General features: G+C 54.7%; 24 protein-coding genes. 17 read left to right on the top strand and 7 right to left on the bottom strand.

Annotated features, from left to right (window positions below):
• The first annotated feature begins 55 nt into the window (after nt 1-55).
• Both P0H77_RS14325 and pbpG read left to right on the top strand, forming a co-directional pair.
• Nucleotides 56-643, top strand: a complete 588-nt coding sequence (locus P0H77_RS14325; RefSeq protein ID WP_276157524.1) for a Yip1 family protein — start codon at nt 56-58, stop codon at nt 641-643.
• Between the two features lie 171 nt (nt 644-814).
• The gene (gene pbpG, locus P0H77_RS14320) at nt 815-1,747 is read left to right on the top strand and encodes a D-alanyl-D-alanine endopeptidase (RefSeq protein WP_276157523.1); all 933 of its coding nucleotides are present in this window, start codon (nt 815-817) and stop codon (nt 1,745-1,747) included.
• Here the strand turns inward: pbpG and P0H77_RS14315 are convergent.
• From P0H77_RS14315 to dld, 3 genes are all read right to left on the bottom strand, one after another.
• Nucleotides 1,744-1,911, bottom strand: a complete 168-nt coding sequence (locus tag P0H77_RS14315; protein WP_276157522.1) for a hypothetical protein — start codon at nt 1,909-1,911, stop codon at nt 1,744-1,746. The genes pbpG and P0H77_RS14315 overlap by 4 nt on opposite strands.
• An 18-nt stretch (nt 1,912-1,929) precedes the next feature.
• Nucleotides 1,930-2,484, bottom strand: a complete 555-nt coding sequence (locus P0H77_RS14310; protein WP_276157521.1) for a GNAT family N-acetyltransferase — start codon at nt 2,482-2,484, stop codon at nt 1,930-1,932.
• An 82-nt stretch (nt 2,485-2,566) separates the two neighbouring features.
• Entirely contained in the window at nt 2,567-4,342 is a 1,776-nt protein-coding gene (dld, locus tag P0H77_RS14305; RefSeq protein WP_276157520.1) for a D-lactate dehydrogenase, read from the bottom strand.
• 197 nt (nt 4,343-4,539) lie between these two features.
• Here dld and bglX point away from each other — a divergent pair, with 197 nt between their 5' ends.
• The 7 genes from bglX (at nt 4,540) to P0H77_RS14270 (ending at nt 13,175) form a co-directional block, all read left to right on the top strand.
• A complete protein-coding gene (gene bglX / locus P0H77_RS14300; protein ID WP_276157519.1) occupies nt 4,540-6,837 on the top strand; it encodes a beta-glucosidase BglX in 2,298 nt (765 codons plus the stop codon).
• Nucleotides 6,838-6,987: 150 nt separating this feature from the next.
• Nucleotides 6,988-7,905, top strand: a complete 918-nt coding sequence (locus tag P0H77_RS14295) for an ABC transporter substrate-binding protein (RefSeq protein ID WP_276157518.1) — start codon at nt 6,988-6,990, stop codon at nt 7,903-7,905.
• Nucleotides 7,906-7,918: 13 nt separating this feature from the next.
• Nucleotides 7,919-9,076 carry an ABC transporter permease gene (locus tag P0H77_RS14290; RefSeq protein ID WP_276157517.1) on the top strand — a complete coding sequence of 386 codons (1,158 nt, stop codon included), beginning with the start codon at nt 7,919-7,921 and terminating at the stop codon, nt 9,074-9,076.
• Nucleotides 9,069-10,016, top strand: a complete 948-nt coding sequence (locus P0H77_RS14285) for an ABC transporter ATP-binding protein (protein WP_276157516.1) — start codon at nt 9,069-9,071, stop codon at nt 10,014-10,016. Before P0H77_RS14290 ends, P0H77_RS14285 begins: the two co-directional genes overlap by 8 nt.
• Nucleotides 10,000-10,731 carry an ABC transporter permease gene (locus P0H77_RS14280; RefSeq protein ID WP_276157515.1) on the top strand — a complete coding sequence of 244 codons (732 nt, stop codon included), beginning with the start codon at nt 10,000-10,002 and terminating at the stop codon, nt 10,729-10,731. The genes P0H77_RS14285 and P0H77_RS14280 overlap by 17 nt, the downstream gene beginning before the upstream one ends.
• A gap of 91 nt (nt 10,732-10,822) precedes the next feature.
• A complete protein-coding gene (locus tag P0H77_RS14275; protein WP_276157514.1) occupies nt 10,823-11,671 on the top strand; it encodes an SDR family NAD(P)-dependent oxidoreductase in 849 nt (282 codons plus the stop codon).
• Nucleotides 11,664-13,175, top strand: a complete 1,512-nt coding sequence (locus P0H77_RS14270) for an AMP-binding protein (RefSeq protein ID WP_276157513.1) — start codon at nt 11,664-11,666, stop codon at nt 13,173-13,175. The genes P0H77_RS14275 and P0H77_RS14270 overlap by 8 nt, the downstream gene beginning before the upstream one ends.
• A gap of 24 nt (nt 13,176-13,199) precedes the next feature.
• On the opposite strand, the gene P0H77_RS14265 is transcribed toward P0H77_RS14270, so the two are convergent.
• On the bottom strand, nt 13,200-13,307 hold the full coding sequence (locus P0H77_RS14265; protein WP_276157512.1) for a protein YohO: 108 nt from the start codon (nt 13,305-13,307) through the stop codon (nt 13,200-13,202).
• Between the two features lie 228 nt (nt 13,308-13,535).
• Here P0H77_RS14265 and P0H77_RS14260 point away from each other — a divergent pair, with 228 nt between their 5' ends.
• From P0H77_RS14260 to P0H77_RS14250, 3 genes are read left to right on the top strand one after another with little or no spacing between them, the layout of a single operon-like run.
• Nucleotides 13,536-15,224 carry a sensor histidine kinase gene (locus tag P0H77_RS14260; RefSeq protein WP_276157511.1) on the top strand — a complete coding sequence of 563 codons (1,689 nt, stop codon included), beginning with the start codon at nt 13,536-13,538 and terminating at the stop codon, nt 15,222-15,224.
• On the top strand, nt 15,218-15,937 hold the full coding sequence (btsR, locus tag P0H77_RS14255) for a two-component system response regulator BtsR (protein WP_194206388.1): 720 nt from the start codon (nt 15,218-15,220) through the stop codon (nt 15,935-15,937). The genes P0H77_RS14260 and btsR overlap by 7 nt, the downstream gene beginning before the upstream one ends.
• A 45-nt stretch (nt 15,938-15,982) precedes the next feature.
• The gene (locus tag P0H77_RS14250; RefSeq protein ID WP_276157510.1) at nt 15,983-16,450 is read left to right on the top strand and encodes a DUF1456 family protein; all 468 of its coding nucleotides are present in this window, start codon (nt 15,983-15,985) and stop codon (nt 16,448-16,450) included.
• Between the two features lie 35 nt (nt 16,451-16,485).
• Here the strand turns inward: P0H77_RS14250 and P0H77_RS14245 are convergent, their stop codons facing one another.
• Both P0H77_RS14245 and metG read right to left on the bottom strand, forming a co-directional pair.
• Entirely contained in the window at nt 16,486-16,944 is a 459-nt protein-coding gene (locus P0H77_RS14245) for a YehR family lipoprotein (protein ID WP_276165141.1), read from the bottom strand.
• Between the two features lie 192 nt (nt 16,945-17,136).
• Nucleotides 17,137-19,170 (bottom strand): methionine--tRNA ligase, encoded by a 2,034-nt coding sequence (metG, locus tag P0H77_RS14240; protein ID WP_276157509.1) that lies wholly within the window; start codon nt 19,168-19,170, stop codon nt 17,137-17,139.
• A 163-nt stretch (nt 19,171-19,333) separates the two neighbouring features.
• Between metG and apbC the strand changes: the two genes are divergently transcribed.
• Nucleotides 19,334-20,443, top strand: a complete 1,110-nt coding sequence (apbC, locus tag P0H77_RS14235; protein WP_276157508.1) for an iron-sulfur cluster carrier protein ApbC — start codon at nt 19,334-19,336, stop codon at nt 20,441-20,443.
• Nucleotides 20,444-20,478: 35 nt separating this feature from the next.
• Here apbC and P0H77_RS14230 read toward each other — a convergent pair whose 3' ends face one another.
• Nucleotides 20,479-20,811 carry an RcnB family protein gene (locus tag P0H77_RS14230; RefSeq protein WP_276157507.1) on the bottom strand — a complete coding sequence of 111 codons (333 nt, stop codon included), beginning with the start codon at nt 20,809-20,811 and terminating at the stop codon, nt 20,479-20,481.
• 839 nt (nt 20,812-21,650) lie between these two features.
• On the opposite strand from P0H77_RS14230, the gene P0H77_RS14225 reads away from it, so the two are divergent.
• The 4 genes from P0H77_RS14225 to P0H77_RS14210 all read left to right on the top strand — a co-directional run bounded on the left by P0H77_RS14225 (nt 21,651) and on the right by P0H77_RS14210 (nt 25,627).
• Nucleotides 21,651-21,899, top strand: coding sequence for a hypothetical protein (locus P0H77_RS14225; protein ID WP_049841205.1), 249 nt, complete (start codon nt 21,651-21,653; stop codon nt 21,897-21,899).
• A 268-nt stretch (nt 21,900-22,167) separates the two neighbouring features.
• Nucleotides 22,168-22,794: a YjbF family lipoprotein gene (locus P0H77_RS14220; RefSeq protein ID WP_276165140.1), complete on the top strand. Its 627-nt coding sequence runs from the start codon at nt 22,168-22,170 to the stop codon at nt 22,792-22,794.
• Nucleotides 22,791-23,534, top strand: a complete 744-nt coding sequence (locus P0H77_RS14215; protein WP_276157506.1) for a capsule biosynthesis GfcC D2 domain-containing protein — start codon at nt 22,791-22,793, stop codon at nt 23,532-23,534. Before P0H77_RS14220 ends, P0H77_RS14215 begins: the two co-directional genes overlap by 4 nt.
• Entirely contained in the window at nt 23,534-25,627 is a 2,094-nt protein-coding gene (locus P0H77_RS14210) for a YjbH domain-containing protein (RefSeq protein WP_276157505.1), read from the top strand. Before P0H77_RS14215 ends, P0H77_RS14210 begins: the two co-directional genes overlap by 1 nt.
• Nucleotides 25,628-25,727: the final 100 nt, after the last annotated feature.

Genomic DNA, 25,727 nt, shown 5'->3' with positions numbered 1-25,727 from the left:
TCGATGTGCATTATACTTTAGCCACGGTCGTAACACGTCGAGCTGAGGGGATTATATGAACCATGTCTGGGGACTTCTCTCCCATCCTAATCGTGAAATGCAGGCTATTAAGCGCGAAAACGAAACGGTTTCGCATCATTATACCCATCACGTACTGGTTATGGCGGCCATCCCGGTTATCTGCGCCTTTATCGGTACCACGCAGATTGGCTGGAATTTTGGTGAAAATAACGTGGTGCGGCTGTCGCTGTTTACCGCCTTTGCGCTGGCGATCCTGTTCTACGGGCTGATGCTGGCGGGGGTGGCGGTGATGGGGCGGGTGATCTGGTGGATGGCGCGTCATTATCCGCATCGCCCTTCGCTGGCACGCTGCATGGTCTTTGCGGGCTACGTCGCCACGCCAATATTTTTAAGTGGTATCGTGGCGCTCTATCCGCTGGTCTGGCTGTGCGCGCTGGTGGGAACGGTGGCGCTGTTTTATACCGGTTATTTACTCTATCTGGGTATCCCGACCTTCCTCAACATCAACAAAGAAGAAGGACTGAGTTTTTCCAGCTCTACGCTGGCTATCGGCGTGCTGGTGCTTGAGGTTCTGCTGGCATTGACGGTGCTGCTGTGGGGCTATGGTTACCATCTAATCTGACAGATGTCGCGCGGCTACCAGCCGCGCTTGCCATGCAGTATTTGGACATGATTCTTCTCTGGCGGAGCCGTTTCCCCGCGGGTATGATGCGCAGGCGTGTTTTGTATTGATATCTATAATGAATCACGCCCCAAAAACATAACCTGTGCATATAACTACCAGAATCTCATCATGCCGAAATTACGCGTTTCTTTGCTGAGCCTTGCGCTTATGCTCCCGGTGGTTTTCGCACCACAGGTCAGTGCCAAAACGGCTGCGGCCGCCACGGCGTTACAACCGGAAATTGCCTCCGGTAGTGCGATGATTGTCGATCTTCAGACCAATAAAGTGATCTACGCCAGCCACCCGGATCTGGTGCGTCCCATAGCCTCTATCACCAAGCTAATGACCGCGATGGTGGTGCTGGACGCGCATTTGCCGCTGGATGAAAAACTGAAGGTGGATATTAGCCATACGCCAGAAATGAAGGGCATTTATTCGCGCGTGCGCCTGAATAGCGAAATCAGCCGTAAAGATATGCTGTTGCTGGCGCTGATGTCATCGGAAAACCGTGCGGCGGCGAGCCTTGCCCACCATTATCCGGGCGGCTACGATGCGTTTATTCGCGCGATGAACGCAAAAGCGAAGGCGCTGGGGATGTCCCACACGCGCTATGTGGAGCCGACCGGCCTGTCGATTAAAAACGTCTCCACGGCGCGCGACTTAACCCGGCTGTTGATTGCCAGCAAGCAGTATCCGCTGATTGGTCAACTCAGCACCACGCGTGAAGATATGGCGACGTTTTCAAATCCGGCCTATACGCTGCCGTTCCGTAACACCAACCATCTGGTCTATCGCGATAACTGGAATATCCAGCTGACCAAAACCGGGTTTACCAACGCGGCGGGTCATTGTCTGGTGATGCGCACGTTGATCAATCAACGCCCGGTGGCGCTGGTGGTGATGGACGCGTTTGGCAAGTATACCCACTTTGCCGATGCCAGCCGCCTGAAAACCTGGATTGAGACCGGGAAAGTCATGCCGGTTCCTGCCTCGGCGCTGAGCTATAAAAAGCAGAAGGCGGCGCAGATGGCCAGCACGGATTTCACCGCGCAAAACGATTAACCCGCGTGGTTATGACGCGGGCTATGCGCCACTTTGCCCGGTGGCGCTGCGCTTACCGGGCCTACGGTGTGGTGGTATTGCCCGATGGCACCAGAGCTACGGTGTTGCGATGCTATTTCTCCCAGGCCGGGTAAGGCGAAGCCGCCACCCGGCATCATGCGCACCGGGCCACTTCCCGAAGCCTATTCCGGCAGCGTCCAGTCCCCGTCATTAAGCGCGCGCTGCATAATCAACGTATCGCGCCAGTCACCTTTTTTATATCCCACGCTGCGCAACCGTCCGGCAATGTCAAACCCCTGCTGCTGATGCAACTTTAGCGAGCCGGAATTATTATGCCCGTCACCCACCACTGCCAGCATCTGCCGCCACGGTCCCTGTTCACAACGGGCGATCAGCTGCGACAGCAGGCGCGTGCCGATACCGCGCCCGGTCATCGTCGTATCAATATAAATCGACTCTTCAATGGTGAAACGGTAGGCGGGACGCGGACGATAGTGCGTCGCATAGCAATAGCCCACAACCACGCCGCGATAAAGCGCCACCAGCCACGGCAGCTCCTGCGCCGCGACGTTCTCCATCCGCTCGCGCATTTCTTCCACCGGGGGCGGTACTTCTTCAAAAGAGGCCCGACCGTTCAGTACGTGCCAGGCATACAGCGCGGCAATGGCATGAACATCGTCGGGCAGGGCATCACGGACTTCAATATCCACGCCGTTTAAAACGTCAACCGCAGACATAACGCAAGCTCCTCACAACAAAAAGCCAGAGAACACCGTCTCTGGCACGTTGAACCACTTTATTACGACTAAGGTCAAAAACTCAAACGGCAGGAGGTGGCGTCGGCACACTCTCTGCGGTTTCGGCAGGCTGTTGTGCGGCAGAAGCGCCTTCGCCCCAGTACTTCTGTTTACTGGTTTTACCAATCCCCGGATTCATACTGTTAGTCGGATCGTTCTTGCGATAAAACGTTTTTAAACTCTCTGCCGCCTCGTAAAGGTGGCCAACGTTATGCTCAGCAGGATATTGCGCCCCTCGCGCCCGCAGCAGCTCAAGCATCTGCTCTTTCAGATGATGCGCATCGACGCCTTTTTTGACGATGTAATCCTGATGGAAAACGTGACACATAAAGTGACCGTAATAGAGCTTATGCACCAGCTGGCTGTCGATCTCCGGCGGCAGATGCTCGAACCACTCGGTATCGTTGCGCCGCAGGGCGATATCCAGCGCCAGAATATCTTCTACTTCATCGGCATGCACCGCCTGGTAGCGGATTGCCGCGCCCGCTGCGGCGAAACGATGCAGGAACGCTTTACTGCCCTCTTCAGGTGTACAGGCAAAAAAATCACCCTCGGCGGTTTTAAAATAGTCACTCAGCCAGCGTTGTGCTTCGCTAACACCGTCTCCGGCCATCTTCAGCAGCAGATGATGTTCATACTTATCGCGCCAGCTTTTCATCCGCGGCGGCAAATGCGCAGGGAAGGCGCGGGTCAGCTTCTGCATTGTGCGATCGGTAAAATGCGGCTTAAACAGCGAGACTTTTTCCAGCAGCGCATCGGTGCGGCCTTTTAGGGTAAAGAACAGCGGCATTTTATCGGTGCCGAGTTTGTCGATCATCAGGAAGGTATCTTTGCCATACCGCTCGGCAATATCGTAAATATCGCGGTGCATATATTCACCAGCTACCGGCAGATGAGTAAAATTCGCCAGAATATGACGACGAATTTCCGTCAGTACCTCCGGCTGATTGGTGCCGATATAAAACACCTGCTGATTTTTTTCCGCCACAAACGTATCGAGACGCACGGCAAAAACCGCCAGCTTGCCCGCACAGCCGGAAGATTCAAACAGGCGATCCGGGTCGGCATTATAACGGGCAGGCGTGTCAGCCTCGACATCACGCACGCGGGTCACGTAATCATTGTCATGTCCATGACGGCCATCGTGGCGCACATCGCCAGTCGTGATGCGTTCATCGTCCAGCTTACTGAGGATCTGCTCCGGCGTTTGCCCGAGCTCAATCCCCAGATGGTTGACCAGCTGTAAGCGTCCGTTTTCATCAATCCGGGCAAACAGCGACATCTCGGTATAGGCCGGTCCACGCTGGACCAGCGCGCCGCCGGAGTTATTGCAAATGCCGCCAATTACCGAGGCACCAATGCAGGAGGAGCCGATCACCGAATGCGGCTCGCGTCCCAGCGGCTTGAGCGCTTTTTCCAGCGAATACAGCGTGGTGCCAGGAAATGCCAGCACCTGCTCGCCCTTATCCAGTAACTGAAGTTTATCCAGGCGCAGGGTACTGATAATAACGATGTCGCGATCGTAATCGTTGCCGTTTGGCGTCGACCCTTCCGTCAGGCCGGTATTTGCCGCCTGCATCAGAATTATTTTATCGGCCTGCACGCAGACGCTTAAAACCCGCCATAGTTCGAGCAGGCTGCCGGGGAAGACGACGGCCAGCGCCTCGCCCTGCCCGGAACGAAAACCCTTGCGGTAGCGGGCGGTTTTCGCCGGGTCGGTTAACAGATGAGAGTGGCCCACCAGGCGGGTCAGTTCGTTGAGTAGCGCGTGATTATCATAATGAGTTGTAGACGGCATCTTCCACTCCTTGTGGTGGGACAAATAAACGTCTTTAAGAATAGCCCGAGAAAAACGAGGCGGAGGGTAAAAACGCCAGAAAAATAAGAGAATAAGCGAGGCAAGATACTGCAACCGCGGTTACGATTATGGCAAACTGCGATCTTCGCACGGATCAGGCCGTCCCCCCCCGGCTTTAGCATAAGAGAGTAAACCATATGAAATGGCTGTGTTCTGTAGGTGTCGCTGTGAGTCTGGCGTGTCATCCCGCGCTGGCAGAGGAAGTCAAAAACCAACATCCATTGACCCCGGAAGCCCGTGACGCTTACGTCACCGGGCTGCTGAAAAAAATGACGGTGGATGAAAAAATTGGTCAGCTGCGGCTTATCAGCGTCGGTCCGGATAACCCGAAAGAAGCCATTCGCGAGATGATTAAAGAGGGGCAGGTTGGGGCCATCTTTAATACCGTGACCCGTGAAGATATTCGCAAAATGCAGGATCAGGTGATGGAACTCAGCCGCCTGAAAATTCCGCTGTTTTTTGCCTATGACGTGGTCCATGGCCAGCGCACCGTTTTTCCGATAAGCCTCGGGCTGGCCTCGACCTTTGATCTCGACGCGGTGAAAACCGTGGGACGGATTTCGGCGTATGAAGCGGCGGACGACGGCCTGAATATGACCTGGGCACCGATGGTCGACGTCTCGCGCGATCCGCGCTGGGGCCGCGCCTCGGAAGGCTTTGGTGAAGATACGTACCTGACCTCCATCATGGGTAAAACCATGGTCGACGCGATGCAGGGGAAAAGCCCGGCGGATCGCTATTCCGTCATGACCAGCGTGAAACACTTCGCCGCCTATGGCGCGGTCGAGGGCGGGAAAGAGTACAACACTGTCGATATGAGCCCGCAGCGGCTGTTCAACGACTATATGCCGCCGTACAAAGCCGCACTGGACGCGGGCAGCGGCGGCGTGATGGTGGCGCTGAACTCGCTGAACGGCACGCCGGCATCCTCTGATTCCTGGCTGCTAAAAGACCTGCTGCGCGATGAATGGGGCTTTAAGGGCATCACCATTTCCGATCACGGGGCCATCAAAGAACTGATTAAACACGGCACCGCTGCCGATCCGGAAGACGCGGTACGCGTGGCGCTCAACTCGGGCATTAACATGAGCATGAGCGACGAATACTACAGTAAGTACCTGCCGGGGCTGGTGAAGTCCGGCAAAGTCCCGATGGCCGAACTGGACGATGCGGCGCGTCACGTGCTGAACGTCAAATACGATATGGGGCTATTCAACGATCCGTATAGCCACCTGGGGCCGAAAGATTCCGATCCAAAAGACACCAATGCTGAAAGCCGCCTGCACCGCCAGGACGCGCGCAACGTGGCGCGCGAAAGCCTGGTACTGCTGAAAAACCGCCTGGACACGCTGCCACTGAAAAAAACGGCGACCGTGGCCGTCGTGGGGCCGCTGGCCGACAGCAAGCGTGATGTCATGGGCAGCTGGTCTGCTGCGGGCGTCGTTGACCAGTCGGTGACCGTGCTGACCGGCATTAAAAACGTGATGGGCGACCAGGGCAAAGTGATCTTTGCCAAAGGCGCGAACGTCACGAACGATAAAGACATCGTGACCTTCCTTAACCAGTACGAGCCTGCGGTGCAGGTCGATGAGCGCACGCCGAAAGCGATGATTGACGAAGCCGTGGCGGCAGCGAATCAGTCTGATGTCGTCGTGGCCGTCGTGGGCGAGGCGCAGGGCATGGCGCACGAAGCCTCCAGCCGAACGGATATCACTATTCCGCAGAGCCAGCGCGATCTGATTAGTGCGCTGAAAGCCACCGGTAAGCCGCTGGTGCTGGTGTTGATGAACGGTCGTCCGCTGGCGCTGGTGAAAGAAGATCAGCAGGCTGATGCGATCCTCGAAACCTGGTTCGCGGGCACCGAAGGCGGAAATGCGATTGCCGATGTGCTGTTTGGCGATTACAACCCGTCCGGCAAGCTGCCGATGTCCTTCCCGCGTTCGGTAGGGCAAATCCCGGTGTATTACAGCCATCTGAACACCGGGCGTCCGTATAACGCCGACAAACCCAACAAGTACACCTCGCGCTATTTCGACGAGGCAAACGGCCCGCTGTATCCGTTTGGCTACGGTCTGAGCTACACCACGTTTACCGTTTCTGACGTGAAACTCTCCGCGCCGACCATGAAGCGCGACGGCAGCGTTACCGCGAGCGTAGAGGTCACCAATACCGGTAAACGCGAAGGGGCGACGGTTATTCAGATGTATTTGCAGGACGTCACCGCCTCGATGAGCCGTCCGGTAAAACAGCTGAAAGGGTTTGAGAAAGTCACGCTGAAGCCAGGTGAAACGCAGACCGTCAGTTTCCCGATTGACGTTGAGGCGCTGAAGTTCTGGAATCAGAAAATGAAATACGATGCTGAACCGGGCAAATTCAACGTCTTTATTGGCGTAGATTCCGCGCGTGTGAAGCAGGGAGAATTTGAGTTGCAGTAATCCAGTAACATCGCATTTCTTTCGTCGGCCCTCCCGTTTGTTGTTAATGCGGGAGGGCCGCACATCATTTAAAGGTTAAATGCCCTTTTTTCGTCTACGCTTTTCTCTTAAGCCCCTGTAAGTGGGTCGTAAAAGAACGAGGAAAAGCAGATGATGACATTCAAGGGAACGCTTAGCGCTATCGCATTATTCTCCGCAATAAGCCTGCCGCTACACGCAGCAGAACCGGTAAAAGTAGGCTCCAAAATTGATACCGAAGGGGCGCTGCTGGGCAATATTATTTTGCAGGTTCTGGAAAGCCACGGCGTTAAAACCGTTAATAAAGTTCAGCTGGGCACCACGCCAGTCGTGCGCGGCGCAATCACCTCCGGCGAGCTGGATATTTACCCGGAATATACCGGTAACGGCGCGTTTTTCTTCAAGCTGGAAAACGATGCGGCGTGGAAAAACGCGCAGCAGGGCTATGAGAAAGTGAAGCAGCTGGATGCGGAGAAGAACAAGCTGGTCTGGCTGACCCCTGCACCAGCCAACAATACCTGGACCATTGCGGTGCGTCAGGATCTCGCCTCAAAAAATAAACTCACTTCATTAAGCGATCTCAGCCGCTATTTGAAAGAGGGCGGCACTTTTAAACTGGCGGCCTCCGCGGAATTTATCGAACGTACGGACGCGCTGCCTGCTTTTGAAAAAGCCTACGATTTCAAGCTCAACCAGAGCCAGTTACTGTCGCTGGCGGGCGGTGACACCGCGGTGACTATCAAGGCTGCCGCGCAGCAAACCTCCGGCGTGAATGCGGCAATGGCCTACGGCACCGACGGTCCGGTGGCGGCTCTGGGCCTGCAAACGCTGAGCGACCCGAAAGGCGTGCAGCCAATTTATGCCCCGACGCCGGTGGTACGTGAGGCGGTGCTGAAGGCGTATCCGGAGATGGACGCATGGCTGAAGCCGGTTTTCGCCAGCCTGGATGAGAAAACCCTGCAAACGTTGAATGCCAAAATTGCCGTAGAAGGTCTGGATGCGAAGAAAGTCGCCGCCGACTATCTGAAGGAAAAAGGGCTGGTGAAATAACACGGACGGCGTTGTGCATATAAAATGTCAAAACCGCGTGCTGCTGCTGCTGGCGATGATTTCGCTGGCGGCGGCAGCGCTGCCATTTGTGAATTATGCGCCTAACCGACTGGTTTCCGGGGAAGGTCGCGCACTCTGGCAGGTCTGGGTATTTCCGCCGCTCTGGCTGCTGGTCGTGCCGCTGGGGTTGATCCTGCTGAGTTTCCTGCGCGGACGCCTGTCGCTGGTAGTAACATTGCTGGCGGTTGAGCTGATTTTTATCGCCCTGATCTGGGGGGCGGGAAAATCTGCCAGCTGGCTGGCGCAGACCGGCAGTCCGCTGGCGCGTACCTCACCGGGAAGCGGCCTGTGGCTATGGCTGGCGCTTTCGCTACTCATTCTGAGTGATACCATTCGGCGGCTGACAGATAAAGCGACATGGCGCTGGCTGTTAAATGCGCAGGTCTGGCTGCTACCGCTGGTGCTGCTGGGATCCGGCGCGCTTAATGAGCTGTCACTGATGAAAGAGTACGCCAATCGTCAGGACGTCTTTAACGACGCGTTATTACAGCACCTGACGCTATTGTTCGGTACGCTGTTGCCCGGCCTGCTGATTGGGGTACCGCTGGGGCTGTGGTGCTATCGCCATCCTGCGCGGCAGGCTCCGGTGTTTACAGTATTAAATATCATCCAGACTATCCCTTCTATTGCGCTGTTCGGCCTGCTGATTGCGCCGCTTGCCGGGCTGGTGCAGCATTTTCCGCTGCTGGCAAAAATCGGCGTGGCCGGAACCGGAAGAACGCCCGCGCTTATTGCGCTGGTGCTCTATGCATTATTGCCGCTGGTCCGCGGCGTAGTGGCCGGGATGGGACAGGTACCGCGCGACGTACTGGAAAGCGCCGCCGCGATGGGCATGAGCCCACGCGAGCGTTTTTTCCGCGTCCAGCTGCCGCTGGCGCTGCCGGTATTGATCCGCGGATTACGCGTGGTCACCGTACAGACCATCGGAATGGCGGTGATTGCGGCGCTGATCGGGGCGGGAGGATTTGGCGCGCTGGTATTCCAGGGGCTACTCAGTAGCGCGCTTGATTTGGTGTTGCTGGGGGTGATCCCGGTGATTGCGCTGGCCGTCGTCGTAGACGCGCTATTCGGCCTGTGGAGTGCACTGCTTAAGGAACGTGCGCATGATTGAATTTAACCAGGTAAGCAAAACGTTTGCCGGGCAGGACGCGGTAAAAAATCTCAACCTGCACCTGAAAGAGGGCGCTTTCTCGGTCCTTATCGGCACATCAGGCTCGGGGAAATCCACCACCCTGAAGATGATCAATCGTCTGGTCGAACATGACAGCGGTACCATTCGCTTTGCCGGGGAGGATATTGGCCAGCTGCCGCTGCTGGCGCTGCGTCGGCGGATGGGGTACGCCATCCAGTCTATCGGCCTCTTTCCCCACTGGACGGTGGCGCAAAATATTGCCACCGTGCCGCAACTGATAAAATGGGATCGCAAGCGCATTAACGCGCGTATTGATGAATTAATGGCCCTGCTGGGGCTGGATGCGTCGCTGCGCGAACGTTTTCCACACCAGCTTTCTGGCGGACAGCAGCAGCGCGTTGGCGTGGCGCGTGCGCTGGCGGCCGATCCTGATGTTTTGCTGATGGACGAACCGTTTGGCGCGCTCGATCCGGTGACGCGCAGTGCGCTACAGCAAGAAATGAGCCGCATCCATCGCCTGCTGGGACGCACCATTGTGTTGGTTACCCATGATATCGACGAAGCGCTGCGCCTGGCAGATCATCTGATCCTGATGGATAAAGGCGAGGTAGTGCAGCAGGGGACGCCGCTGCAGATGCTGACTCATCCGGCAAATGACTTCGTGCGCGAGTTTTTTGGCCGCAGCGAGCTCGGCGTGCGCCTGCTGTCGCTGCGTGCGGTGCGGGATTATCTGCGCCACGGTGAGCCGGTGGAGGGCGAGCCTGTTGTGGATGCCATGACATTGCGCGAGGCGCTCTCCGCTTTCGTCGCCCGTCAGCGTCTGGTATTACCGGTCGTCGACGGAGAGGGCCGATTCTGCGGCAACCTCCATTTCGAAGATCTGTTGCGTGAGGAGGGGGCCGGTGAAACGCATCCGTGATCCGTTGCTGTGGCTGATGGTGCTTTTTATCGCGCTACTGGTCGGGCTACCGCACAGTGAGAGGCTGTTCAGCGCCTTATTCCCGCAACTGCCGCGACCGGTCTATCAGCAGGAGAGCTTTCTGGCGCTGACGCTGGCTCATCTCTGGCTGGTGGGCGTGTCAAGCCTGGTGGCAATCGTGCTTGGTGTGGGGGCCGGTATCCTGGTCACGCGCCCGGCAGGGCGGGAATTCCGCTCGCTGGTCGAGACGATCGCCGCTATCGGGCAAACCTTTCCGCCGGTTGCGGTGCTGGCCATTGCTGTCCCGGTGATGGGGTTTGGTCAGCAGCCCGCCATTATTGCGCTGATCCTCTACGGTGTTTTACCGATCTTACAGGGAACCTTAGCCGGGCTGGCCGCGGTGCCCGCGGGCGTTACCAGCGTGGCGGAAGGCATGGGGATGAATCGCTGGCAGCGGTTGATCAAGGTTGAGTTGCCGCTGGCCGCGCCGGTGATCCTCGCCGGGGTCCGCACTTCTATCATTATTAATATCGGTACGGCGGCCATCGCCTCGACGGTCGGGGCCAGTACGCTAGGCACACCGATTATTATCGGCCTGAGCGGATTTAATACAGCGTATATTATCCAGGGGGCCATCCTGGTCGCACTGGCGGCGGTAATTGTCGACCGCGGGTTCGAGCGGCTGGGACGTTATCTTAACCGCCATGCACAATAAAGGCATCCGGTCCCGCTTTTCATATTGAGAAAAAGACGGTGCCATGCTATTACCAGCGGCATGGTTGGAAAAGGATTTTCAGAATACCGTTATGATACTTAACCGACTGATCTCCGGCTTGCTTTTCCCTTGCCGGAAGGTCAACCCGCAGGCACTACGGCAGGCACTTCATCAACAAACCATTTTAATTACCGGTGCCAGCTATGGTATTGGCGAAGCATTAACCTATGCGCTTGCCGACATGCCGGTGCACTTGCTGCTGGTCGCCCGCACGCGGGAGAAGCTGGTGCAGATTCAGGAAAGCCTTTCCTCTCGCCGCGCGACCTGTCAGATCTTTGTCGCCGATTTGTCTGACGCACCGTCGCGTCAGACATTTATCGACACGCTCAGGACGCAGGCTCATCCGGTTGATATTGTGGTCAATAACGCCGGGAAATCCATTTGTCGCCCGCTGATGCACTCTCTTGACCGCCTGCATGACGCGGAACGCACGATGCGCCTGAATTACTTCGCCCCGGTACATCTCTGCCTCAGCCTGCTGCGTTGTTCCGCGCCAACGCTCAGGCACATTATCAACGTCAGCGCTGCCAACGTGCTTCTGGCACCAGCGCCTTATTGGGCGGCATATCAGGCATCAAAAACCGCATTTGACCAGTGGCTCCGCTGCGCTGAACCCGAGCTGCGTGTTAACGGCGTGCGCGTTACCACCGTTTATTTTCCGCTGGTCGATACCCGTATGATTACCCCCACGTATGATAAGAATCACGTGCCGGTTCTGGCGGTCGGCAAGGCGGCTAACGTGCTGTGCTGGGTGCTACTAACGCAAAAAAGCAGCCTAAAACCCTGGTGGCTTGGTGCGGGACAACTGTGCTCCGTGTTGTTTAACGGATTATGGCGGCGGCTGTGCATCGCCTGGCTGAGGCATAAACGTAATGCATAGACTCAAACTTCTGCATCAGACGGGCCTGCTGACAACAAAGGGCATCATCACGCTGATAACCTCCCTCGGCGCTGAGGGGATCAGCCTGACGGCATTGCTGGGTTACAGCGCACGACGCTTCCCTGAACGTATCGCCGTGCAGGATGATCGTCAACGGATGACCTGGGCTGAACTCTATTCCCGCACGCGCCGCCTGGCCGGAGAACTCAGCAACCATTATCAACTTGCCCGGGGCAAAAAAGTGGCGCTCTGTTGTTGCAACCACGCTGAACTGCTGACGGCGCTGTTTGCCTGTGCCAGCACCGGAGCCGATCTCTGTCTGCTTAATGTCGAGATGTCGCCAGCCCAGTGGGTAGCACAAGTGGAAAAGCAGCGCTTTGATCTCATTATTCACGACCCGGAGTTGGCTTCCCGTATTGATGACAGCGGCTATCGCGGCACGCGCCTGCCCCTCCATGATGACCCCGGCACTGGATCGCATCAGCCGCCATCACCCCGCAAACGAGTCGCCTGGCGGGCTGGTAGTATCACCGTGTTAACCAGCGGCAACACCGGTGATTTTAAACCTGCGGCGCGTAAACCTTCATTATTCGCTTTCTTTAATCCACTCTTTTCGCTGTTGGAAAAGTTACAACTGAGCCGCTATCGCAGCCTGTATATTGCCACGCCTGTCTATCATGGCTTTGGTCTGGCAACGGTTTGCCTGGCCGTATTATTAGGGGCAACGATCTATTTGCGTCGTCGCTTTGATGCCCGATCTTCCGCAGCGCTTATCGCCCGGCACCACATTGAGGTGGTCACCTTAGTTCCTTTAATGCTCAGTCGAATGATCCATAATGATGCAGGCAGCCTGTCATCGTTACGCTGTATTATTTCCGGTGGTGCGCATCTCTCGCCGATGCTGGTACAGGAAACACAGGCGCGATTGCCGGATACGCTATTCAACTTGTACGGGACGTCGGAAGCGGGCATCTGTCTGATTGCCACGCCTGAGGATCTTAAGCGCGCCCCGGATATGGTAGGGCGTCCTGTCCACGGGCTAACGCTGGCGCTGCGCGATCGGCAGAGTGGAAAGATGCTCACCGGTGTTGGCGAGCGTGGTGAAATTGTTATTCAGTGTGCCTGGTCCACACAGGGCGATAATATTCCCATTTCCACGAGCGATCTGGCCTGGCGCAATGCCAGCGGCGATTATTTCCTCTGTGGACGCATAGACGACATGATTGTTTCAGCTGGCGAAAATGTTTATCCCCTGGAGCTGGAGAAGGTGTTAATGACGCATCCTGCCGTCAGGGAGTGCCTGGTCGCGGGCGTTGAAGACGCCGAATTTGGCCAGCGGCTAAAAGCCTGGGTGACGTTAAAAGGAAAGACCGATAACGCGGAACTGCTTGCCTGGTTAAAGCCGCGGGTCGCACGCTACCTGATGCCTGTCGATCTTCAGGTAATAAACGACATCCCGCTGACGGCGGTAGGCAAGCCTGACGTTCGCCGCCTGACGCGATAGGGGCCGGGCGTTGAAGACGTTATCTTAACCGCCATGCACAATAAAGGTATATCCGGCCAGCATGACGCCGCCGATGCCGCTTACGGCCATGACCACAAAAAGGGTGATGATACCCAGTTTGGCTATGCTCATACTTTGCTCCTTATGTTAACCAAAAGATTATACGGCGAAGCTGATGTGTTAATGAACCATTAATTTTGGTCATGGTGAGCGAGCAGGTTTTAGATAGTGCGTTTTTTGTACATTTGTGCGCCCGTTCAGTGATCCGGCGCACGAATTTTCGATTTTATGCCGCGCTTCAAAGAAAGTTAAACCTTCAACCTGTATGTTACGCGCTTTCAGAAAGTGTGGTTGGCAGGTATGTACGAATTTAATCTTGTGTTGCTGCTGTTGCAGCAAATGTGTGTTTTTCTGGTCATCGCCTGGCTGATGAGTAAGACGCGCCTGTTTATACCGCTGATCCAGGTTACGGTACGCCTGCCGCACAAGCTGCTTTGCTACGTGACGTTCTCTATTTTTTGTATTCTCGGTACTTATTTTGGCTTGCACATTGAAGACTCCATTGCCAACACGCGCGCGATTGGCGCGGTAATGGGCGGGCTGCTGGGTGGTCCGGTCGTGGGCGGTCTGGTAGGGCTGACCGGGGGGCTACATCGTTATTCGCTGGGCGGGATGACCGCGCTAAGCTGCATGATCTCCACCATGGTCGAGGGCTTGCTGGGCGGGCTGGTCCACAGCATGTTGATCAAACGGGGAAGGACAGATCGCGTCTTCAGTCCGCTGACGGCCGGGGCAGTAACCTTTGTCGCGGAGCTGGTACAGATGATGATTATTCTGCTGATTGCCCGTCCGTTTCAGGATGCGCTGCACCTGGTTAATAGCATTGCCGCGCCGATGATGGTCACTAACACCGTGGGGGCCGCGCTGTTTATGCGTATCCTGCTCGACAAGCGCGCCATGTTTGAAAAATATACCTCCGCGTTTTCGGCCACGGCGCTCAAGGTTGCCGCCTCGACGGAGGGGATCCTGCGTCAGGGATTTAACGAAGAGAACAGCATGAAGGTGGCGCAGGTACTCTATCAGGAGCTGGATATCGGCGCGGTCGCCATCACCGATCGTGACAAGCTGCTGGCGTTTACCGGCACCGGCGACGACCATCATCTGCCCGGTCGGCCGATTTCATCCGAATGGACACTGAAGGCGATCAATACTGGCGAAGTAGTGTATGCCGACGGTAACGAAGTGCCGTATCGCTGTTCTCTGCATCCGCAGTGCAAACTGGGCTCGACGCTGGTGATCCCGCTACGCGGCGAGAACCAGCGGGTGATCGGCACCATTAAACTCTATGAAGCGAAAAACCGTCTGTTCAGCTCCATCAACCGCACGCTGGGGGAGGGGATTGCCCAGTTGCTGTCGGCGCAAATACTGGCGGGCCAGTACGAACGGCAAAAAGCGTTGCTGACCCAGTCGGAAATCAAGCTGCTTCACGCGCAGGTCAATCCGCATTTTCTGTTTAATGCCCTGAATACGCTAAAGGCGGTGATCCGCCGCGACAGCGATCAGGCCAGCCAGCTGGTCCAGTATCTGTCGACTTTTTTCCGTAAAAATCTCAAGCGGCCATCCGAGATAGTGACCCTGGCGGATGAAATTGAACATGTGAATGCCTACCTGCAAATCGAAAAAGCGCGCTTCCAGTCGCGCCTTCAGGTGCAGCTTTTTGTACCGGAATCGCTGGCGCATCTCCAGCTTCCTGCCTTTACGTTGCAACCGATTGTAGAAAATGCCATTAAGCACGGCACGTCGCAGCATCTTGGCGTCGGGGAAATCAGGATCCATGCCAGCCAGTATCAACGTTATTTACAGCTCGATATTGAAGATAATGCCGGGCTTTATCATCCGAATGCCAGCGCCAGCGGGCTGGGGATGAGTCTGGTCGACAAACGCCTGCGCGCCCGTTTTGGTGACGACTGCGGGATTACCGTCAACTGTGAGCCAGAATGTTTTACCCGAATTACCCTGCGACTGCCTCTGGAGGAAAACGCATGTTAAAAGTGCTGATTGTGGATGACGAACCGTTAGCACGCGAGAATCTGCGCATTCTGCTACAGGACGAAAATGACATCGAGATTGTAGGCGAGTGTGCGAATGCCGTTGAGGCTATTGGCGCGGTGCATACGTTGCGCCCGGACGTGCTGTTTCTTGATATTCAGATGCCGCGTATCAGCGGGCTGGAGATGGTCGGCATGCTCGACCCGGAACATCGGCCGTGGGTGGTCTTTTTGACGGCTTTTGATGAATACGCCGTAAAAGCGTTTGAGGAACACGCCTTCGATTATCTGCTCAAACCGATTGAAGCCGGGCGACTGAATAAAACCCTGACCCGCCTGCGCCAGGAGCGCGGCGAGCAGGACATTTCGGTCCTGCCGGAGAATCAGCAGGCGCTGAAGTTTATTCCCTGCACCGGGCACAGCCGGATCTGGCTTTTGCAGATGGAAGACGTGGCGTTTGTCAGCAGCCGGATGAGCGGCGTGTATGTCACCAGCCATGAAGGGAAAGAGGGATTCACTGAACTCACGCTGCGCACGCTGGAAAGCCGGACGCCGCTGCTGCGCTGCCATCGTCAGTATCTGGTAAATATGGCGCACCTGAAAGAAATTCGCCTGGAAGAGAACGGTCAGGCCGAACTGCTGTTACGCGCCGGGCAGACGGTGCCGGTGAGTCGCCGCTACCTGAAAAACCTGAAAGAGGCGCTGGGGCTGTAATTGGTGTAGAATGAGCTCCCGCATTTTTTCATCACCGAAGGCACTATGGTCAGTAACGATATTTTGCGTAGCGTCCGCTACATTCTGAAAAACAATAATAACGATCTGGTGCGTATTTTTGCACTGGGGGAAGCGGATGTGACCGCAGAACAACTGGTGCCCTGGCTGCGTAAGGAAGATGAAGATGGCTTCGTGCGGTGCCCGGATATTATGCTGTCGTGCTTTTTAAACGGCCTGATTTACGATAAACGCGGACGTGATGAGTCGACTCCGGCATTGTCGGTTGAGCGTCGCATCAATAATAATGTGATCCTGAAAAAGCTGCGTATTGCGTTTGCACTTAAAACCGATGACATTCTGGCTATTCTGACTGAGCAGCAATTCCGCATTTCGATGCCGGAAATTACCGCCATGATGCGCGCCCCGGATCATAAAAACTTCCGTGAATGTGGCGATCAGATGCTGCGTTATTTTCTGCGCGGTCTGACGGCGCGTGAACACGCTGCTAAATAGAATACCAGGCCGGGCTAAACCCGGCCTGAAAGGGCTTATTTCACTTCTTTAAAGCCAGCTGACTCAAGCATAGTCTGGGTTTGCTTCATGCTGACACCTTTGCTGGTATCGCCTGTAACCATGGAGCCAGAAACGCTCTGCAGCGCTTTGAAATCCACTTTTTCCATATCGACGGTAACTGTTTCTTCCGCCCAGGTGTCTTTGTAATCTAATTTTTCATCAACACCCTGAATGTTTTTATATTTTGCACTCAGCGGATCCAGCACGCGTGCCGCTTCTTCTTTGTTTTTCGCGCCGATGGTGGAGTAGTTAATCTTATTCTCTGAGGTTTGCTTCAGAACTTTATCACCTTCATAGGTATAGGTGATTTTGATGTCAGCGCCGTTAATATTAGCGTTAAAGGTTTTGGTTTCTTCTTTGTCACCGCAGCCTGCCAGGGAAACAACCAGCGCCGAAGCAAACGCAACTGACAACAATTTATTTAATGCTTTCATACAAAACTCCATTTTATAAAAATGTTTAAAAAATAACCGCATGAAGCGGCGTAGCGAAGCGCAAATTGCACCAGTGCAATAAAGCATAGAGGCTTTTTAAAATATTGCGCAGTCCGGAAGTGGAGTTCGTCGTAGGAAAAGGTCGAAACAGGGATAAAAAAAGCGCCGCGAGTGCGGCGCCTGAAGCAAATATTATTTCACCTGCTGGCCAGGTTTTGCGCCGTCATCCGGGCTTAACAGAAAGATATCTGATCCGCCAGGGCCTGCGGCCATCACCATGCCTTCAGAGACGCCGAAGCGCATTTTACGTGGCGCGAGGTTGGCGACCATTACCGTCAGACGGCCAATCAGCACCTGCGGGTCCGGGTAAGCGGAGCGGATACCGGAGAAAACGTTACGTTTCTCGCCGCCCAGATCCAGCGTCAGACGCAGCAGCTTGTCAGAGCCTTCAACAAAGCCGGCGTTTTCAATCAGCGCCACGCGCAGGTCGATTTTTGCGAAATCATCAAAGGTGATGGTTTCCTGAATCGGGTCATTGGCCAGCGGTCCCGCTACCGGAGCCGCCATCGCTTTCACTTCTTCTTTCGATGCCTCTACCAGTGCGTCAACCTGCTTCATGTCGATGCGGTTATACAGCGCTTTAAAGGTGTTGACCTTATGGCCCAGCAGCGGTTTCTGAATAGCGTCCCATTCCAGGGTGGTATTCAGGAAGGCTTCCGCGCGCCCGGCAAGCGTTGGGATCACCGGCTTAAGGTAGGTCATCAGCACGCGGAACAGGTTGATGCCCATGGAGCAGATTGCCTGCAACTCCGCCTCCTGACCTTCCTGCTTCGCCACTACCCATGGTGCTTTTTCATCGACATAGCGGTTGGCAACATCGGCCAGCGCCATAATCTCACGCACGGCTTTGCCAAATTCGCGGCTTTCCCAGGCTTCACCAATGACCGTCGCGGCATCGGTAAAGGTTTTGTAGAGCGCCGGATCGGCAAGTTCAGACGCCAGCACGCCGTCAAAACGCTTGGCAATAAAGCCCGCGTTACGTGAAGCCAGATTGACCACCTTATTGACGATATCCGCGTTAACGCGCTGCACGAAATCTTCCAGGTTCAGGTCGATATCATCAATGCGCGAGGAGAGCTTGGCGGTGTAGTAATAACGCAGGCTGTCGGCATCAAAATGATTCAGCCAGGTGCTGGCCTTAATAAAGGTACCGCGCGATTTTGACATCTTGGCGCCGTTTACCGTGACGTAGCCGTGAACAAACAGGTTCGTCGGCTTGCGGAAGTTGCTGCCTTCCAGCATGGCTGGCCAGAACAGGCTATGGAAGTAGACAATGTCTTTGCCGATGAAATGATACAGTTCGGCCGCGGAGTCTTTCTTCCAGTACTCGTCAAAGCTGGTCGTGTCGCCGCGCTTGTCACACAGATTCTTAAAGGAACCCATGTAGCCAATTGGCGCATCCAGCCAGACGTAGAAAAATTTGCCCGGCGCATTCGGGATTTCAAAACCAAAGTAGGGCGCATCGCGGGAAATATCCCACTGTTGCAGGCCGGATTCAAACCACTCCTGCATTTTGTTTGCCACCTGCTCCTGCAACGCGCCGCTGCGGGTCCACGCCTGCAACATTTCACTGAAGGAGGGCAGGTCGAAGAAGAAGTGTTCAGAATCACGCATGACCGGCGTCGCGCCAGAAACCACGGATTTCGGCTCGATCAGCTCGGTCGGGCTGTAGGTTGCGCCGCACACTTCACAGTTATCGCCATACTGATCTGCCGACTTACATTTCGGGCAGGTGCCTTTCACAAAACGGTCCGGCAGGAACATGCCTTTTTCCGGATCGTAGAGCTGAGAGATGGTACGGTTTTTAATAAAACCGTTCTCTTTCAGACGACCATAGATAAGCTCCGACAGCTCACGGTTCTCATCGCTGTGCGTGGAGTGGTAGTTATCGTAACTGATGTCGAAGCCCGCAAAATCGGTCTGATGCTCCTGACTCATTTCGGTAATCATCTGCTCAGGGGTGATGCCTGACTGCTGTGCTTTCAGCATGATCGGCGTCCCGTGCGCATCGTCCGCGCAGATGAAGTTTACCTGATGGCCGCGCATTCGCTGGTAACGGACCCAGACATCAGCCTGGATATGCTCCAGCATGTGGCCGAGGTGGATTGAGCCGTTGGCGTACGGCAGCGCGCACGTTACCAGAATTTTCTTCGCGACTTGAGTCATAGTGAGTATTACTTCTTTGGTAATGAAAAGGGCTTTGATAGTACCAAAATGGTATTTGCCGCGCCAAGTGATAAGGGCATTTATCCACAAATGAATAATTGTCGTCTCTGAGGTAAACTGGGTAATTACACTGTCTTTTCAGAACAACAACAGAGGAGTCGGGATGAACGAACAATCCCAGGCCAAATCCCCGGAACGCTTGCGAGCAATGGTCGCCGGGACGCTGGCAAATTTTCAGCATCCCACACTGAAGCATAATCTGACGACGCTGAAAGCGCTGCATCACGTCGCCTGGCTGGATGACACCATCCACATCGAACTGCAGATGCCGTTTGTCTGGACCAGCGCGTTCGAGGATCTGAAAGAGGAGACCAGTGCGGAGCTGTTGCGCATCACCGGCGCTAAAGCGATTGACTGGAAGCTGTCTCACACTGTCGCCACGCTAAAGCGCGTCAACAATCAGCCGGGCATCAACGGCGTAAAAAATATTATTGCCGTCAGTTCTGGCAAGGGTGGGGTAGGGAAATCCTCAACGGCGGTGAATCTGGCGCTGGCGCTGGCGGCGGAAGGCGCAAAAGTCGGCCTGCTGGACGCCGATATCTATGGTCCGTCTATCCCGACGATGCTGGGCACCGAACACCAGCGTCCGACCTCGCCGGACGGCACGCATATGACGCCGATTGTCGCGCATGGGCTAGCGACCAACTCCATTGGCTATCTGGTGACGGATGATAATGCGATGGTCTGGCGCGGACCAATGGCCAGCAAAGCGCTAATGCAGATGCTCCAGGAAACGCTGTGGCCGGATCTGGATTATCTGGTCCTGGATATGCCGCCGGGAACCGGTGACATTCAACTGACGCTGGCGCAAAACATTCCGGTCACGGGCGCGCTGGTAGTCACCACGCCGCAGGATATCGCGCTGATTGATGCTAAAAAAGGCATTGTGATGTTCGAGAAAGTGGACGTGCCGGTACTGGGGATTGTCGAAAACATGAGTATGCATGTGTGCAGCAACTGCGGGCATCATGAGCCTATTTTCGGCACTGGCGGGGCAGAAAAGCTGGCGGAACAGTATCATACGCAGCTGCTGGGGCAAATGCCGCTGCATATCAGCCTGCGCGAGGATCTCGACCACGGCACGCCAACGGTTATTCATCGTCCTGACAGTGAATTTACTGCTATCTATCGCCAGCTGGCAGGGCGCGTGGCGGCACAGCTGTACTGGCAGGGGGACGTGATCCCCAGTGAAATTGCCTTCCGCGCAGTATAAGGTCTCCGGCTGCCCTGGCGGGCAGCCGTCACAACTTAACGGTGATAGAAAATTTCACCGTCATAGACTTTCAGGATCTTGCCTTCTGCATCAGTAATGAGCACGTAGTTACCGCCCATATAGGTCCAGTGACTTCCGGCATCCGGCGCGGGCAGGTTACGTTGCTGCCACTGCTTGATGTTGTATTCTTCAGTACGGTACATTTCGGGCACCGTGTCACCGATAGTAAAATGGGTGAAATCAGCGAAAAATTCTTTCAGCTCATAGGATTGTGTGCCCTGCGCCTTGACCGCCGTTTGCGGGGCAGCGCTCACGCAGGTCGCCACGCCGAGTGCAACGCCCAATAACAGTAGCTTAACTCTTTTCATTCTTTCTCCATATCATCATTACAGGCCGTGGCCGGAGCGCAACTACGCGTCTGGTTATACCTTATCTAAGATACCAGAGGCGAACGTAATGTGCCTGATTACTCTGTATCTTGTCAGCTTTTCAGCCTCGTCTGAATGGCCGATTTCCTCTGATATTGTTATTGCCTTAAGATCCGTTTCGCTATTTGCCATAATTCGCGTATTAACGAAATAATATCGATATGCTTGCAAAAAAATATATTTGTTCTACGCGCAATCTTAATCACTTAATCCGGCCAGCTTATGTCCTGAGTAACCCTGAAACATTTTCACTTAGCCGCTTTCCTGCCAGATTTAGTAGGGTTTACAAAGGATTGCCTCAAAAGTGAGCGGTATATTAGCGCGGTTGATGTGTATCATGTCATCCTAATTTGTTAGATTTGTCGAAACATCGTTTCTGGTTGTTGTTTTTCATGTCGCTAAGACTTATCCTACCGTTTCATTGAATAAAAACTCAGTTATCTAATTATAAAGATGCATGCGATCTGTCATCTGTTTCGTCTGCGTATTAGGGATGAGCTTAGTCAACTGAATTAAGCTTTACTTTAATATGGTTTTATGATAACTGGAATGAATTCAATGAGTTATGGCGTTCACGAATGTTTTGTCAGGTATTAAATAGTGAATTGCCGGTTTCTGATTTCCGATCTGGCAGAAAGGAAGTTAGTGCAGGGTGGTAGCTTTAAGCCACGGCGGTAGCCTGCCCGCTATTCAGCCCAAAAGCTGAAGGTTATGGTATGCTAATATTGCCTGGTTTTCAGGCTATCAATTTTACATTCGTTGAATGATGAGGAACGTGAATGAAAAAGACAATGTGTGCGGTTCTCGCAGCGTTGGCGCTGGCGGGTGTTAGCCCGGCTACGTTTGCTGCTCCGGCCACCGGGACTGAAACTACGTCTGGCGGCGCTGCAGCAGGCGCAATCGGCACCACCACTATCGTCACTGCAACTGCAGTAGCAGGTCTGGTTGCGTTAGTTGCCGTTGCCGCAAGCGACGACGACAGCTCCGGCTCTGGCGTTAACCTGACTACCACCACCACTACGCGTTAAGCTTGAGAATTAACTGAATTTCTGTACAGTTAATTAACAGTGTGGGATGGTATATAAGATGCCCGGCAGATATGATTTGCCGGGCATCTTAAAAAAGTAAATAATACCCACGTAAAACTATTTTTATCGCTAATTATGTATAATGCTGGAAACCCTCTTTTGCGGTCTTCTGGCAAATAAGTGCGTGCAAATAACCGCTTCTTTGAGGTTATTTTTTGTATTAACACATTGTGAAAGGGATCCTCTGGTGCGCATACTCCTCTTCCTCATGGCCTGCCTGCTGATGCAGGGCTGCACCCATAGCCAGCAAAGCATTGTTGATACCCTGGATTCGACCTTTTTTGGCGCGAAGGACGTTACCGTTTCTAACCAGCAAATTGAATCACTGCCCTATAACACCATGTATCTGCGCATTAACGACGGCCAGCGCATTTTTGTGGTACTGGGTTATCTTGAGAACGGCCAGCGTAAATGGCTGACGCAGGATAAGGCGATGCTGGTAACGAAAAGCGGCCGGTTAGTGAAAACCGTTAACTTGCCCGATAACCTTCTTGACGTCAGCAATCAGCCGCAAGACCCCCTCCTGAATGCCCGACAGCTCACAAACGGCGCTACCTGGACCAGAACGATAAGCTGGACAGAGGATCAACGCTACCGTTCGGCGACCGTGGTTTCCCGCTTTACTTCTGGCGGTGAAGACGTGCTGACCATTGCGGGTAAACGGGTTCGCTGCCTGGTATGGCATGAAAATGCCCACACGGATACTCCTTCGCGCGACTGGCAAAACACCTTCTGGGTAGATGCGGTTAGCGGGCAGGTTCGTCAGGGCCGCCAGATGTTAGGGGCCGGGATCCTTCCTATCGACTTCACTATCCTGAAACCAGCGACGCTATGAAAATAAAAACATTACTCACCAGCGCTGGGCTTCTGGCTCTCAGTTGCTCCGCGTGGGCAGATAGCCAGGTCACGGTACACGCGCTCACTTCGGGTAAAACGTTGACCATCGATCATGCAGAGCGACTGTCGCAGGTCGTTACGGTGTCTAACCTGCCCGCCGGGATCTGGTGGCAGGGCGCGGTGATTGCAGAACCGCAGGCCACGGCAGTGATTCAGCAGCAGTATCAGCAGACGCTACAACAACTTAATGCCTGGGCCGCGACGGAAAGCGTGGACCAGGCCGCCAGCATTCGCGCCGTCATTCAGCAGCTTCAGGCTATTAAGGTGACAGGACGTCAATTTGTTCCTCTCGACCCGGATCTGGTGCGCACCCGCGATGAAAACAATCCCCGCCTTGAAGGGCGTTATTCGCTCTGGCTACCGGCGCGTCCGACGACAATTACGCTACTTGGCGCGATTGAAGGCACGGGCAAAATCAGCTGGCAGGCAGGGCGAAGCGTGCGCGATTATCTGGCGGGACGCGAACGGCTGACCGGCGCGGATCGCAATATCGCGGTGGTGATCCACCCCGATGGTAGCGTCCAGCAAGCACCGGTTGCGTACTGGAATCATCGTCACGTAGAACCGGAGCCGGGCAGCATTATCTGGGTGGGATTTTCCTCATGGGCTACGCCCGGAGAATTCGAAAAAATAAATCAACAAATTGTCTCTGTTCTGACACACCGGATACCTGACTGATGAATAAAAAATATCTGGTCAGCCTGCTGGCCATCGCCGTATCCAGCGCCTGTCATGCCGATGTGCTGACGTATCCGGACCCGATTGGGCCCTCGCAGTCTGATTTTGGCGGCACCGGGCTGATGCAGACCCCGAATGCCCGTATTGCCAAAGAAGGCGAATTCAGCGTCAACTACCGCGATAACGATCAATACCGTTTCTACTCAACCTCAATCGCACTCTTTCCCTGGCTGGAAGGTACTGTCCGTTACACGGATGTGCGTACGCGTAAGTACAGCCAGAATGAAGACTTCAGTGGCGATCAAACCTATAAAGACAAATCTTTCGACTTTAAAGTGCGCTTATGGGAAGAGGGATTCTGGCTGCCTGAGTTTGCCTTTGGTAAACGTGATATCGCCGGTACGGGGCTGTTTGATGGCGAATATCTGGTCACCAGCAAAATGGTTGGCCCGTTTGATTTCTCGCTGGGTATGGGCTGGGGCTATAACGGTAACAGCGGCAATATTACCAACCCGTTCTGCCGCGCCAGCGACAAATATTGTACTCGCGCTGACTCTCATGATGCAGGCGATATCAGTTTTACCGATGTCTTTCGTGGACCGGCGGCGATTTTCGGCGGCGTAGAGTATCAGACGCCGTGGACGCCGCTGCGCCTGAAGCTGGAATATGACGGCAACGATTACCAGGATGATTTTGCCGGGCGAATTGACCAGCGCAGCCACTTCAACGTAGGGGCGATTTATCGCGCCGCTGACTGGGCAGACGTTAACCTCAGCTATGAGCGTGGCAATACCCTGATGTTTGGCTTCACCCTGCGCACCAATTTCAACGATCTCAAACCGTCGCAGCGCGATAATCCGAAACCGGCCTATCAGCCCGCACCGCCGACCAGTAACCTGCAATACACCACCGCAGCGAATGCGTTAACCCAGCTGAAATATAACGCTGGTTTTGACGAGCCGGAAATTCTCCAGCGTGGGAATACGCTGTATATGACCGGCGTCCAGTACCGCTACCGCGACACCCGTGAAGGCGTCGACCGCGCAAACCGCATTCTGATGAATAACCTGCCAGCTGGCGTCGATACCATCAGCGTGACCCAGAAATCACAGCATCTGCCGCAGGTTACCACCGAAACCAGCGTTGCCAGCCTGCGTAAACAGCTCGAAGGCTACCCGTTGGGTCACGAAGAGACCCTGCAACAGCGCCGTATTAATCCTGTTGATACCGATGCGCTGGGACGCGGTTATCGCATCCGTCCGGATCGCTTTGGCTACTCCATTTCGCCGGTGCTCAGCCAGTCTCTCGGTGGCCCGGAAAACTTCTACATGTTCCAGATTGGCGTGATGGGCAGCGCGAATTACTGGCTGACCGATCACTGGCTGGTGGATGGCGGCGTCTTTGCCAACGTTTATAACAACTACAACAAATTCAAATCCACCGACACGCCGGGCGATTCAACGCTGCCGCCGGTACGTACCCATATCCGTGATTACGTTGAAAATGATGTTTACGTTAACAACCTGCAAAGTAACTACGTCCGCTACTTAGGCAACGGTTTTTACGGCCAGGTGTACGGCGGTTATCTGGAAACGATGTACGGCGGCGCAGGGGCGGAAGTGCTGTACCGTCCGCTGGACAGTAACTGGGCCGTGGGCATTGACGGCAACTACGTCAAGCAGCGTGACTGGAACAACATGATGCGCTTTATCGACTACAAAGCGCCAACCGGTCATCTGACCGGCTACTGGACACCGCCGGTATTTGATGACGTGCTGTTTAAACTCAGCCTCGGACAGTATCTGGCAAAAGATAAAGGCGGCACCCTCGACATTTCAAAACGCTTCGACAGTGGCGTAACGGTCGGGGCATGGGCGGCAGTGACTAACGTATCGAAGGATGACTACGGTGAAGGCGGGTTCAGCAAAGGCTTCTATGTCTCCGTGCCATTGGATCTGATGACCGTCACGCCAACCCGCAGCCGCGCATCAATAAGCTGGACGCCGCTGACGCGTGATGGTGGACAGATGCTTGGACGGAAATATCAACTTTATAACATGACGACGGATCGCGATGTTCCCATCGGCTACTAAGCTGGTGGGCGTAAACGCCCGCAAAAGGTAAAAAATTTTTATCTTTGAGAACAACGTTCATTTTAGGGCCGACATTCTGTTTTTATCTCTTCGCATGACG

Source organism: Superficieibacter sp. HKU1 (assembly GCF_029319185.1).
Lineage (GTDB): Bacteria > Pseudomonadota > Gammaproteobacteria > Enterobacterales > Enterobacteriaceae > Superficieibacter.
This window is presented reverse-complemented; position numbering and strand designations above follow the sequence as displayed.

Excerpts from the sequence above, each read along its gene's own strand:
- P0H77_RS14285 (WP_276157516.1), top strand. The coding sequence starts at position 9,069 with ATGATTGAATTTAACCAGGTAAGCAAAACGTTTGCCGGGCAGGACGCG.
- P0H77_RS14270 (WP_276157513.1), top strand. The coding sequence starts at position 11,664 with ATGCATAGACTCAAACTTCTGCATCAGACGGGCCTGCTGACAACAAAG.
- dld (WP_276157520.1), bottom strand. The coding sequence starts at position 4,342 with ATGCCGTCTACAACTCATTATGATAATCACGCGCTACTCAACGAACTG.
- bglX (WP_276157519.1), top strand. The coding sequence starts at position 4,540 with ATGAAATGGCTGTGTTCTGTAGGTGTCGCTGTGAGTCTGGCGTGTCAT.
- P0H77_RS14230 (WP_276157507.1), bottom strand. The coding sequence starts at position 20,811 with ATGAAAAGAGTTAAGCTACTGTTATTGGGCGTTGCACTCGGCGTGGCG.
- btsR (WP_194206388.1), top strand. The coding sequence starts at position 15,218 with ATGTTAAAAGTGCTGATTGTGGATGACGAACCGTTAGCACGCGAGAAT.
- P0H77_RS14220 (WP_276165140.1), top strand. The coding sequence starts at position 22,168 with ATGGCCTGCCTGCTGATGCAGGGCTGCACCCATAGCCAGCAAAGCATT.
- P0H77_RS14275 (WP_276157514.1), top strand. The coding sequence starts at position 10,823 with ATGATACTTAACCGACTGATCTCCGGCTTGCTTTTCCCTTGCCGGAAG.
- P0H77_RS14225 (WP_049841205.1), top strand. The coding sequence starts at position 21,651 with ATGAAAAAGACAATGTGTGCGGTTCTCGCAGCGTTGGCGCTGGCGGGT.
- P0H77_RS14245 (WP_276165141.1), bottom strand. The coding sequence starts at position 16,944 with ATGAAAGCATTAAATAAATTGTTGTCAGTTGCGTTTGCTTCGGCGCTG.
- P0H77_RS14325 (WP_276157524.1), top strand. The coding sequence starts at position 56 with ATGAACCATGTCTGGGGACTTCTCTCCCATCCTAATCGTGAAATGCAG.
- P0H77_RS14210 (WP_276157505.1), top strand. The coding sequence starts at position 23,534 with ATGAATAAAAAATATCTGGTCAGCCTGCTGGCCATCGCCGTATCCAGC.
- P0H77_RS14250 (WP_276157510.1), top strand. The coding sequence starts at position 15,983 with ATGGTCAGTAACGATATTTTGCGTAGCGTCCGCTACATTCTGAAAAAC.
- apbC (WP_276157508.1), top strand. The coding sequence starts at position 19,334 with ATGAACGAACAATCCCAGGCCAAATCCCCGGAACGCTTGCGAGCAATG.
- P0H77_RS14310 (WP_276157521.1), bottom strand. The coding sequence starts at position 2,484 with ATGTCTGCGGTTGACGTTTTAAACGGCGTGGATATTGAAGTCCGTGAT.
- P0H77_RS14215 (WP_276157506.1), top strand. The coding sequence starts at position 22,791 with ATGAAAATAAAAACATTACTCACCAGCGCTGGGCTTCTGGCTCTCAGT.
- P0H77_RS14265 (WP_276157512.1), bottom strand. The coding sequence starts at position 13,307 with ATGAGCATAGCCAAACTGGGTATCATCACCCTTTTTGTGGTCATGGCC.
- pbpG (WP_276157523.1), top strand. The coding sequence starts at position 815 with ATGCCGAAATTACGCGTTTCTTTGCTGAGCCTTGCGCTTATGCTCCCG.
- metG (WP_276157509.1), bottom strand. The coding sequence starts at position 19,170 with ATGACTCAAGTCGCGAAGAAAATTCTGGTAACGTGCGCGCTGCCGTAC.
- P0H77_RS14260 (WP_276157511.1), top strand. The coding sequence starts at position 13,536 with ATGTACGAATTTAATCTTGTGTTGCTGCTGTTGCAGCAAATGTGTGTT.
- P0H77_RS14295 (WP_276157518.1), top strand. The coding sequence starts at position 6,988 with ATGATGACATTCAAGGGAACGCTTAGCGCTATCGCATTATTCTCCGCA.